The 11,469-nt window shown below is 42.9% G+C and carries 11 protein-coding genes and 1 tRNA gene; 7 read left to right on the forward strand and 5 right to left on the reverse strand.

Going from position 1 to position 11,469, the window contains the following annotated elements:
• Positions 1-516: 516 nt before the first annotated feature.
• Positions 517-735: a hypothetical protein gene (locus tag PN457_RS04755; RefSeq protein WP_271731673.1), complete on the reverse strand. Its 219-nt coding sequence runs from the start codon at positions 733-735 to the stop codon at positions 517-519.
• A 27-nt stretch (positions 736-762) separates the two neighbouring features.
• On the opposite strand from PN457_RS04755, the gene PN457_RS04760 reads away from it, so the two are divergent.
• Positions 763-981, forward strand: coding sequence for a hypothetical protein (locus tag PN457_RS04760; protein ID WP_271731675.1), 219 nt, complete (start codon positions 763-765; stop codon positions 979-981).
• Here the strand turns inward: PN457_RS04760 and PN457_RS04765 are convergent.
• Both PN457_RS04765 and murA read right to left on the reverse strand, forming a co-directional pair.
• The gene (locus PN457_RS04765) at positions 950-1,822 is read right to left on the reverse strand and encodes a M48 family metallopeptidase (RefSeq protein WP_271731676.1); all 873 of its coding nucleotides are present in this window, start codon (positions 1,820-1,822) and stop codon (positions 950-952) included. The genes PN457_RS04760 and PN457_RS04765 overlap by 32 nt on opposite strands.
• Positions 1,823-1,950: 128 nt before the next feature.
• Positions 1,951-3,318: a UDP-N-acetylglucosamine 1-carboxyvinyltransferase gene (gene murA / locus PN457_RS04770; RefSeq protein WP_271731687.1), complete on the reverse strand. Its 1,368-nt coding sequence runs from the start codon at positions 3,316-3,318 to the stop codon at positions 1,951-1,953.
• Between the two features lie 272 nt (positions 3,319-3,590).
• Here murA and PN457_RS04775 point away from each other — a divergent pair.
• Both PN457_RS04775 and PN457_RS04780 read left to right on the forward strand, forming a co-directional pair.
• A tRNA-Leu gene (locus PN457_RS04775) sits at positions 3,591-3,672 on the forward strand.
• Between the two features lie 62 nt (positions 3,673-3,734).
• The gene (locus PN457_RS04780; protein ID WP_271731677.1) at positions 3,735-4,517 is read left to right on the forward strand and encodes a TrmH family RNA methyltransferase; all 783 of its coding nucleotides are present in this window, start codon (positions 3,735-3,737) and stop codon (positions 4,515-4,517) included.
• 27 nt (positions 4,518-4,544) lie between these two features.
• Here PN457_RS04780 and PN457_RS04785 read toward each other — a convergent pair whose 3' ends face one another.
• Complete coding sequence (locus PN457_RS04785; protein WP_271731679.1) at positions 4,545-4,964, reverse strand: hypothetical protein; 420 nt, start codon at positions 4,962-4,964, stop codon at positions 4,545-4,547.
• A 105-nt stretch (positions 4,965-5,069) separates the two neighbouring features.
• Positions 5,070-5,603 (reverse strand): bifunctional adenosylcobinamide kinase/adenosylcobinamide-phosphate guanylyltransferase, encoded by a 534-nt coding sequence (gene cobU, locus PN457_RS04790; protein ID WP_271731681.1) that lies wholly within the window; start codon positions 5,601-5,603, stop codon positions 5,070-5,072.
• An 87-nt stretch (positions 5,604-5,690) separates the two neighbouring features.
• Here cobU and PN457_RS04795 point away from each other — a divergent pair, with 87 nt between their 5' ends.
• The 4 genes from PN457_RS04795 (at position 5,691) to PN457_RS04810 (ending at position 11,265) form a co-directional block, all read left to right on the forward strand.
• Positions 5,691-6,458, forward strand: coding sequence for a hypothetical protein (locus PN457_RS04795; protein WP_271731683.1), 768 nt, complete (start codon positions 5,691-5,693; stop codon positions 6,456-6,458).
• Between the two features lie 617 nt (positions 6,459-7,075).
• Positions 7,076-8,824 carry a diflavin flavoprotein gene (locus PN457_RS04800; RefSeq protein ID WP_271731684.1) on the forward strand — a complete coding sequence of 583 codons (1,749 nt, stop codon included), beginning with the start codon at positions 7,076-7,078 and terminating at the stop codon, positions 8,822-8,824.
• Between the two features lie 157 nt (positions 8,825-8,981).
• A complete protein-coding gene (locus PN457_RS04805) occupies positions 8,982-9,479 on the forward strand; it encodes a phosphate-starvation-inducible PsiE family protein (protein ID WP_271731685.1) in 498 nt (165 codons plus the stop codon).
• A 19-nt stretch (positions 9,480-9,498) separates the two neighbouring features.
• Entirely contained in the window at positions 9,499-11,265 is a 1,767-nt protein-coding gene (locus tag PN457_RS04810; protein ID WP_271731686.1) for a diflavin flavoprotein, read from the forward strand.
• The last annotated feature ends 204 nt before the right edge of the window (positions 11,266-11,469 follow it).

The following is an 11,469-nucleotide window of genomic DNA, read 5'->3' on the forward strand; positions in this document are numbered from 1 at the left end:
GGGAACCGCCAAACTGAATAATTTTGGCTACTTCTGCTTGGTACTGGCTAATCAAAAGTCTGGACATGGGGAAACTAGGGGATATACAAGGGCAGAAATTTCAATATAGAGGATAGCTGACAGTGATTTAGCAGACAGTTTATTAAAATTTATACAAGTGTAAATAACTTTAAGTTAGAATAACTGTAAGTTTGTCATCTATCTTAGGGTAGAGATATAGATCCGGGGTTGGTTTTGCTGTAGGTGAGAAGATTTTGCCTTTAAGTTTCACAACAAATAGCCATGAGGTGTTAGCCTGTTGACAAAGTGCTAACCCTTGATTCCAAGCGTGTCTGGCTACTCCTGCGTGTTATCCTAGTAGTAGTCGGTGTTGCTTGTTGACTTTAAGTTGGGTTTTGAATCTTAGTAGCATACAGTGATTTTACTGTAATTCTGTCACCAAGCGAAAAGATGAGAGGAAATTTTCAGCAACTGTGAGTTTTTGTTATTCTTAGTTAAGAAAAGAGTAACTAGCTACTAACCCTCGGTGATACCACAATCCAACCGTGAGAGTCTGGGGTATGGGCTGGGTTTTGGGGATGGGGTGTAACTAACTTCCCATTTCCCCTCCAACAAAGTCTCCGACATGGTGTTAACCACTTGTATCGGTTGTTTTAACCTTTCCCCGATGCGAGTAGCTGTCAACTCCAACACCGATGTACTCAACTTAAGTTCTGGTACACGCACCACCTCCAAGGATTAACCCGAGCAAATAAGCAAGCAATGCAACTCAAAAGATGGGAATCTCCCCGCACAGAAGGGAGAAACGATAAAGGTAGGGGCGGTTCTGCGAGAAAACGCCAACTGAAAAAGCAAAGACAAATGTTACGCCAAAAACTCAAACAAGCTGACAAAGCACCCAAAGGGGGAAGAGAAAAAATCTTCCCCTTTTTTTTGGTGTTGTCCTATCCTACCAATTGCGCCATCCTCCAGGGGATGTAACTTCACTGGTAGATTTTCCATGATTTTGCAATAAAGATTGATATTCTTGGCTGCTAGACCAACGGTCAATTTCTCTAGCTCTTAGAACTGGGACTGGATGAGTTAATTGGGATGTGCGAGTGGCTTTGACCATTTCCCCCATTTCGGTTTTACTAATGTCATCGTAAGCACGAGCTTGGGCGACAAAGGCCTCTAAATTAAGTTGTGGTGCTAGGGTAGGGGAACCACCGGCTAACTTCATTAAGACTGACATCACAACTTTGGGGTCTTGGGTGGCGAGTAATGCAGCGCGATCGCAGGTAAACTCAGCACAGCGTACCCATTCTAATAATTGTGTTTGTATGGCTTGGGCGATAAAAGTACCCACATTGGGGACAATTGCAGCTGCTAAGACCAAGAGATTCACAGGTGTTAAATAAACGCTGTGGTCACACTTAAGATGTCCTAATTCATGGGCGATCACCGCCTGTATTTCCTGTGGGGTCAACAGTTCCACCAAAGAAGTATGGAGGACAATAAAAGGCTGCTTACCCCGCATAGCAAAAGTATAAGCATTAGGAGCCGGATGTTGGCGGATATATAACTGGGGAGGGTCTATATCCAAGATTTTGCAGGCTTCTAACAATAATTGGTATAAATCAGGCAATTGTTTTTCACCCACCAACACACTGGAGGCAATATTTTCCACATAAAAAACCTGTTCGGCGACCGGTCCGAGCCAATTTCGCACCATCATATCCAGACCTGGTATCTGCTTAAGAGATGTGGTGGCTTGTAGGTCTAATGGATGACGAAAGGAGTCAGCTTTTAAGCCGATGAGCGGAGTTTTGAACAAGGACATGATATAACAACCTGAAAAAACAGAAGATCAACAGCCTCCCACAGCTAGTATAACGAGTGCTGAGTCCTGAGTGCCAGTCCCCAGTCCCCAGTACCCATTCATTACCCCTGATCCCCGAGTACCCCAGTTTAGGCTGGGGGAGTACTGCTGCTAGGAGTTAATTCCGGATCTTGTGGTACAGCAACCACGCGCAGTATTTTCGCCCCTAGTTGCTGTAATTTCAGATCAATTCGATCATAGCCGCGGTCAAGATGCTGTAATCCCTGAAACGTCGTTTCTCCTTCAGCTGCGAGTCCTGCTAAAACTAATGCTGCGGAAGCCCGTAAATCTGCGCCTATAACTGGTGCACCGGATAAAATCTGCACTCCCCGCACAAAGGCAGTATTACCCTTGACCCGAATATCTGCTCCCAAGCGATTCAACTCAGACGCATGACCCAGCCGATTTTCAAACACCGACTCATTAATCAGGCTATCACCCTCAGCCACACTTAGTAAAGCCATAAATGGCGCTTGCATATCCGTGGGAAAACCAGGATGGGGTAAAGTTTCAATATCCGTAGCTCTGAGGCTGGATGCGGGGAGGATACGTAAGCAGTCTGGTGCTTCTTGCATGATCGTTAAACCCATTTTCCGCAATTTAGCAATTACTGGAATTAGGTGGTTTGGTAACACTGGAGACATACTAATTTCTGAACCAGTAATAGCTCCCGCTACTAAGAACGTTCCCGCCTCAATGCGATCAGGAATAATACTGTAGTCGATAGAATGTAACTTGGTCACACCCACTATTTTAATCTGACTACTGCCAGCACCCTGAATCTTAGCCCCCATACCGTTACAGAAATTAGCCAAATCCACGACTTCTGGCTCTCGTGCCGCGTTTTCAATAATGGTTTCCCCATCCGCGAGGGTGGCGGCCATCATTAAAGTTTCCGTAGCTCCCACACTGGGGCTATCTAGGTAAATTTTAGCCCCTTTTAACCTACCACCACTCCCCGGAACATAGGCATGACAAATGCCATGTTCAATCCGCACTTGAGCCCCCATGGACTCGAGTCCGCGCACATGTAAATCCACTGGTCTAGCTCCAATGGCACAACCACCTGGTAATGGCATTTGTGCTACCCCCAGCCGAGCCACAATCGCCCCAATGGCAAAGAAACTGGCCCTTAATTGGGTAACTAATTCGTAAGGAGCTGTTGATGTGGTAATTTCCCTGGCGTTGATATCTAAAATGTCACCTTCTCTGGTGATGCGAACACCTAAAGCTGACAACACCTCACTCATTCTTTCTACATCCGCCAGTAATGGAACATTGCGGATGCGACAATCGCCTGAACACAGCAAAGATCCAGCCATAATCACTAGTGCCGAATTTTTAGCCCCACTGATTTTCACATGGCCTCGTAAAGGATGCCTACCCCGTATTTGCAAGACTGAGGAGTCTGCTTCCTGAGAAATCTTGGCATCTGGTAAGCTGCTAGAAGGATTAATAAGCCTACCTCCAAAAACAATACGTAATTTTATAGGTTAGAAGTTGGTTTTGATTCTACAGTAAAGAGTTAATTTCTCTACATTTTCTTAGACATCTCGTATTAATAAATTTGAATTCACAGGTTCCTTAAGGTCTATAAACATTCTGGAGTAAGCTTTGTGAGGTGGTCAGACTTGCCCCAGTCTAGGTGGAAAGAATAATTTAGGGATGGTACTTGACAAAAATAAATATTTAAGTGATAATGATGAATCGTTGATCAAAATGAATGCCAGCGGAACTGGCGGAATTGGCAGACGCGCTAGATTCAGGTTCTAGTGCCGCAAGGCTTCCGGGTTCAAGTCCCGGGTTCCGCATAAGTGTTTGATTGTGAAATTCTTTTGAGATTGGACTAATCCAAAATCAAAACTATCTAATTGTGTTAACTAGTCTCCAAAACCCTTTAGTCAAGCAAATCCGCAAGCTGCACTCTACCAAAGAGCGTCATAAGCAAGAATTATGTTTACTGGAAGGAACACACCTGTTGCAGGAGGCTTGCCAGGTGAATTACCCACTAGTAACAGTCTGTTGCACGCCAGAATGGCAAATTTCCCACCCGGTAATCTGGGAAGCAGCTTGTAACCACAGTGAAAGGGTAGAAATCGTTAGTAAAGAAATTTTAGAGGCGATCGCTACCACAGTGCAACCAGATGGTGTAATTGCCACAGCAAAACGGCGGATTAATCAAACTCAAGTGCCGTTTACTGGTTTAGTCCTCGCCCTGGAAACTATTCAAGACCCAGGTAATCTAGGGACAATAATTCGCACGGCTGCAGCCACTGGCGCTACGGGGTTATGGCTGAGTCGTGATAGTGTAGACGTAGACAGCCCCAAAGTTTTACGTGCCTCTGCAGGACAGTGGTTTCGCGTCAACACAGCAGTAACCGAAGATTTGCAAGGGACAGTCAAACAAAGTCAGCAAGCCGGAATGCAGGTAGTAGCAACTCTACCCACAGCAAATTTAACCTACTGGGATGTAGACTGGCGAAAACCGAGTTTAATTTTACTGGGGAATGAAGGGGCCGGGTTGTCGCCAGATTTAGCCGCCATGGCAGACCAGCAAGTGAAAATACCCCTGAGTCCAGGAGTAGAGTCTTTGAATGTGGCGATCGCAGCCGCTTTAATGTTATACGAGGTGCAACGGCAAATAACCTACCAATAACCTACCAATAATTTAGATGCGTCACTTTCAGCTGTAATTACTCTCAATCCGATTACGAATTGACATTAAATGTGATTGGGTATTAACGGGGGTACGGGGCGCTGGTAATTCACTGTTAGGCCAAGTAGGTAAATCATTGCAAGGACATAACAAAGCCGGCATTCCTAAGTTACGCTTGGGTATTGGCATCTGACAACGGCCACAAGGTAAAAGTTCCCAAGCTGGTGTTAGGAGTTCGCTAATGGTTTCATAAGTGCCATCAAGGTAACATTCGCCAGTTGTCTGAGAGATAATTTTTTGCCAACATTCTTCAAATTCATCACTGTAGCCATCATCCTTCAGCACAGGTACGGGCAAAAAACTTGCCTGACCGTTGCCCGTTAACACCTTCTTACCCAACTGAAACCAGTAGGCAAGATACTCTCTTACTTCTTTTTGAGTTGCCATAGGATGATCTTAAATTTTTACAGGGGATTTTTGAAGGGGGAATGTTTAATTTCAAATTAAGATTTTAGTAGTGGTACAGTAACTGACAGGGCGCTGAGGAGATGGTCATAATGGTGTACCCAAAAGGCTGAGATTGAGAACATGACCACCCGTAACTAAATAAACAGGTTCACAAACAGCACCTAACTGGCGGACGAGAGAACCCAAGCGATCGCGAAACTGGCGACCAAGGGGGTAAGCTGGAACCACACCCCAACCGGTTTCCTCCGCCACAAATATAATATTTGCAGCTACCAGTGGCAGTGTTGCCAATAACTCTGTTAGAGTGTTTCTCCAAGTATCTTCATCTTGTTCGAGAAGATTAGCGACCCAAGTACCCAAAGAATCAATCAAAAGGCAGGTATTTGGCTGGGCATCTGCTAGAGTAGTCGATAATTCTACAGGTACCAAAAGCGTTACCCAATGTGAGGGACGACGTTTTTGGTGTTCTTGAAGACGCTGTTGCCATTCTGTATCCTCTGGGTTTTCAGTGGCTGTAGCGACGTAAACCACCGGTTTACCAGACTTTATAGCCAGAGTTTCCGCCCATTCACTTTTACCAGACCTTGCTGGTCCTGTAACTAAGATGACTTTGCCCAAAACTGTATCCTAATATAACGGTTATCCCAACGACTGCATTCTGAACTCTTCCAAACTAGTGGAAACATGACATTTCAGGATATTTTTATGAAAACAGGTTTAAAACGTATTGAAGCCACTTTACATGATTTAGGCAATCGTAGTACTACAACCACCCCAGCGGGTGATTCGTTAAAGTCCTCTTTCTCCTTTAGGATTAGCACCGGGGGGGCGGAATCTACCTCACGTAAAAAAGACACCGAGGAACTAGGCGCAGTATCCCCTAGTGAGCATTCAGGCGTTGAGAATTTAGTTGGACAACATCACTGTGTGCAGACCTTTCCCGCCCATCAGATGGGTGGCAAAACCCCCAACTTACCCAAATTTAAACATCCTAGCTTTAGTAGTCATCGCCACGGCGCTAATCCGGCATTAGCCACGAATATACTGCAAGACATAGGGCAACATATCACTGGTTGGCAAACAGAACTACAAACAATAATAGAACAGATTCAAAAGATTTACTTAGAAGGACCGATTATTAATGGCTGGTTAGAATCCCATGTCAAAGAACCAGAACCGGGAGGAACTGCGACACTCCGCCATGGGGAAGTTGACCGCCTGATGGAATATGTAGAGGAGATTTGTAGAAATTCTGATCAATCCCCCCGCACTGGTTATAATCTTTGTGGTTTGGATGCTGCTGGTAAAGTTTGGTCACGTCCTTGTCCAGCAGATGAATTACCCATAGTGAGCGTGGCGATCGCCCGTTACCAAAAATTACGTCAACTTTTAGGGCGCAAACAATATCTAGAAACCCGCCTCAGTCAATTGGCGCAAAGTTTGATAGTTTTACACAGTAGTTTGCAAGATTGACAATCCCACGCCCAGAAGCACTTGCACTCAGCTTGTACTGAGCGCAGCCGAAGTGCGTGGGATTGTTGCTGCATCCAACCGACTGTTTTTGCTGGATTTGGCACTCCCCACGTCTAAAGCCGGGGGATTCTTGAAGAGTCCACAAACTGACCTTCAATGGTGCTGGCAAAAACACCCTACACGCTCAAAACAACTACCAGGACAAAAGGTATTGCAATTGCGCTTACTTTTTTTTTGCTTTGGTGAGTCCATCGCAATGCCAGTTAGGTACGCTCAACATCCTGCCATTATTTGCCCTTTAACTATTCCAAATCAAGTTGGATATGTCCGTTGCCGGGATTTCTCCGCACTAGGATGTTTCTTTACGTAGATGGTTGTTCTTACTCCCTTTCACTATTATACCACTGTGGCTAAAGCCAGTCAATCGTTCTAATGCGACTAAAGTCGCTATCGACTTATCCCCATGTCTAAAAGCCATTGGCTCAGGTCTCGTTTTATGGTCAACAACAGATAAATATTACTAATCAATAGCTTGAGAAATTGAAATTTTACTAATAGTGGTTTTTAGTTCAAAATAAAAGAGTAGTGAATTTCCCATATTTTTGAGGTGAAAATCAATGGTCATACTTACAGAAGATACTCAAGCTATTAATGTAGGACGTTTGACCGTTCAAACGGTAGAAATTGCCTCTAAAACAACTGCTATTCGTTGTCTTGATTGGGATAGGGAACGTTTTGATATCGAATTTGGTTTACGAAATGGAACAACATATAACTCTTTCTTAATTCAAGGTGAAAAAATTGCTTTAGTTGACACCTCACATCGCAAATTTGAGCAACTATATCTTGAGATAGTTGCAGGTTTAATTGATTTAAATAAAATAGACTATTTAGTTATTAACCACACCGAACCAGACCATAGTGGTTTAGTTAAGGATATTTTGCAGTTAGCTCCTGAGATTACTGTTGTTGGGTCTAAGGTAGCAATTCAGTTTCTCGAAAATATGGTTCACCAGCCATTTAAATCATTGCTGGTCAAAAGCGGACAGCGTTTAGATTTAGGTAATGGTTACCAATTAGAGTTTATATCCGCCCCTAACTTACACTGGCCTGATACAATTTTGACCTACGAGCACAAAACAGGGATTCTCTATACCTGCGATGTGTTTGGGATGCATTATTGTGATGACCATACCTATGATGAATATTTCTCTACTATTGCAGGAGATTTTAAATATTACTATGACTGTCTGATGGGACCCAATTCGCGGTCTGTTTTAGCAGCATTAAAACGGATTGAAAATTTAGAAATAAATACCGTAGCTACAGGTCACGGACCTTTGTTAAGGCATCATATTTCTGACTGGTTAGAGAATTATAAAACTTGGAGTTTAGCCAAAGCTAAAACAGAGATATTGGTGGCTTTATTGTATGCAGAAGATTACGGTTATGGTGAACATTTAGTGCATACTTTGGGACATGGATGTACTAAAACAGGTGTAGCTGTAGAACTAATAGACATTAATACTGCTGAATTACAAGAAGTTAGAGAATTGGTATCTCAAGCTGCGGGAATAGTGATTGCTATGCCATCCCAATATTCAGTGACGGCTCAATCTGCTTTAAATACTATTTTGGCGGCTGTACATCAGAAGCAGGCTATAGGTTTATTAGAATCTGGTGGCGGAGAAGATGAGCCTGTTTATCCCTTACGCAATAAGTTTCAAGAATTAGGATTAGTTGAAGCATTCCCTCCGATTTTAATTAAAGAGATTCCAGGACAAAAAACAGAAAAATTGTGTGAAGAAGCAGGTACAGATATGGGTCAATGGTTGACCCGTGACCGACAAAGCCGGGGTAGCGATCGCACTAGTAAAAAAATCCAATCCATTAACAGCAACTTAGAACAAGCCCTAGGCAGAATTAGCTCAGGATTATATATTGTTACTACCCAAAAAGGGGAGGTTAAAAGTGCAATGTTGGCTTCTTGGGTGACACAAGCAAGTTTAACGCCTTTAGGAGTTGCCATTGCTGTGTCCAAGGAACGAGCTATTGCATCTTTAATGCAACTGGGCGATCGCTTTGTTTTAAATGTCTTGGGAGAAGATAACCATCAAGGATTAATCAAACATTTCCTGAAACGGTTTGCTCCGGGTGCTAATCGCTTTGAAGGAGTCAAAACTTATCCAGCAAGTAATGGTTCTCCCATCTTGGCTGATGCTTTAGCCTATATGGAATGTGAAATCACTAGCCGGATGGATTGTGGTGACCATTGGGTTATTTACAGCACTGTTAAAACTGGCAGAGTAGCCAATGTTAACGCTTTAACTGCTGTTCATCACCGCAAAATCGGCAATCATTACTAAATCAGTAACTCAGAATTTTCAATTACAGCCCAATCCCCAATTTTCATTGATCTAGAAATCCGGTTTGGTTTCTGAATTGATTTGTCTAAGTAGGGAACAGGTAAGAAGAATTGCCGTGTATACTGAGTCTGGTTGAAAAATCACATAGGAGTCCTATATGTACAAACCTGTTCTGGAAGATAGTGAAATTTCTGTTTACGAAATCAATCGGTGTCGCATCGTCCGCACATTGGAATTTATCCAAGATGTGATTGTAGTTTCCTTGTGTATGGGTTTATTTAGCTTCATGGTAATCCAAGTGTGGGATATGTTTCTCTCCCTGCTTCCTCCTTTAGATTTCCATGTTGTGACCGCCGATATTTTGTTTTTACTGATTTTAGTGGAATTATTCCGACTACTGATTATTTACCTGCAAGAACAACGCATATCTATTGGAGTAGCTGTAGAAGTTGCTATCGTCTCCGCTTTAAGAGAAGTGATTGTTAAAGGTGTACTAGAAACCGATTGGAGCCAAGTTTTAGCGACTTGTGCCTTTTTGCTAGTCCTGGGAGTACTGTTAGTTTTGCGAGTTTGGATACCCCCTACTTTTGAAGGTATAGACCCAGAAAAACAATATAGCAATCGCTATCAACAAAAGTTAGTGATTAAGAACTGAAAGAACACAGGAGAGCATTATGACTATTGCGACATTCAGTCGTCCCAGAGACGTACAAGTGGCAAATATTGGGGAAAATACATTCATTTTGCGATCGCGTACTTGGGAACGCCTAAAATTTGAAGTTGAGTACTCCCGTCAAAAAGGGACTACAGCCAATTCTTATCTAATTCAGGCTGACAAAAAAGCTTTAATTGACCCTCCTGGTGAATCTTTTACAGCTATTTACCTAAAGGAACTAGAACAATATCTGGATTTCACTACCCTTGATTACATTATTCTCGGTCACGTGAATCCTAACCGCCAAGTTACCCTCAAAGAGTTACTTTCCCTTGCACCGCAAGCTAAGTTAATTTGCTCTCGTCCTGCTGCAAATGCTTTGAAAAGTGCTTTTCCTGAGTGGGAATCACGCATTCAAGCTGTGCGTTTTGAAGATACTTTAGATTTAGGACAAAAACATCACCTGTCATTTATTACAGTTCCTACTCCTCGTTGGCCTGATGGTCTTTGTACCTATGACCCTGGAACTAAGATTTTATACACAGACAAATTTTTTGGCGCTCATATTTGCGAAGATACCTTATTTGATGAAGATTGGAAAAAATTAGACGCAGAACGTCATTATTTCTTTGACTGTCTTCATGCACCCCAAGGGAAACAAGTTGAAGCAGTTTTAGATAAATTGGCTGTTTTGCCAGCTAGATGTTATGCTCCTGGTCATGGACCGGTGGTGCGTTACAGTCTGAGTCGTTTTACTTATGATTACCGTCAATGGTGTCAAGCACAGAAATCTCAAGATTTAAGGGTTGCTTTGCTTTATACTTCTGCTTATGGTAGTACGGCAATTTTAGCTCATGCCATTACTCAAGGTTTGATTGCAAATCATGTCAATGTTGAGTCTATCAATTGTGAATTGGCAGACCCCACAGAAATTACCCGTATAATTGAAGCCAGCGATGGTTTTATTATCGGCTCTCCGACTTTAGGGGGTCATCCACCCACCCAAATTCAAACTGCTTTAGGGATAGTTCTTTCAACAGCGGCGAAAACCAAGTTAGCAGGGGTGTTTGGCTCCTACGGTTGGAGTGGCGAAGCTATAGATTTAATTGAAAGCAAACTGAAAGACGCTAACTACAGTTTAGGCTTTGAAACTATTCGGGTGCGCTTTAGTCCCACACCAGAAACTGTTCAACACTGTCAGTCAGCAGGTGCGACTTTTGCCCAAAACTTAAAGAAAACAAAGAAACTGCGGACTCTCCGCCAAGTGGTGACGGAAGCGAAAATAGATCGTACTGAACAAGCTGTAGGAAGGATTATTGGTTCTTTATGCGTGGTGACAACTCGTGATGTAGAAAGCCATAAAGGTATTTTAACCTCATGGGTATCTCAGGCAACGTTTAACCCACCAGGAATTATAATTGCCATTGGTCAAGACCAAAATGCAGATTTAATGCGTCAACCCGGCGACAAATTTGTGCTGAATATTCTCGAAGAAAATCGAAATTTACGGCGTTATTTCTGCCGTCAAAGCACAATAGGGGAAAATCCCTTTAACAATCTTGAGACAAAGGTGGCTAATAATGGTTGTTTGATTTTAACTCAAGCATTAGCTTATCTGGAATGTACTGTGACCAACTTACTCGAATGTGGCGACAGATACTTAATTTATGCTGTTGTGGAGGAAGGTGAATTGTTAGAACATAATGGTATGACTGCCGTTGAACATCGCAAATCAGGTAGTCATTATAACAAAAATGCCGAAAAACCTGGAGTAATAGGCGCATAGCGCCCTATTTCGTACTTTAGAGGATGTCTGAAAGGATGTTTGATTTGGTTTAAGGTTGCTGTACAGAGTTTGTGAAATTATAGACAAATCTACAAAGTCACTTTACCAGGGGTAAACCTGATTGGAGTTACTCCTAACCCCTCTATCCCGTCTGCAAAAGCGTTCAGGACTGCTTTTCTTAATATGTTGTACGCCCCATTTAAA

Source organism: Anabaenopsis arnoldii (genome assembly GCF_028331025.1).
Taxonomy (GTDB): Bacteria; Cyanobacteriota; Cyanobacteriia; order Cyanobacteriales; family Nostocaceae; genus Anabaenopsis; species Anabaenopsis arnoldii.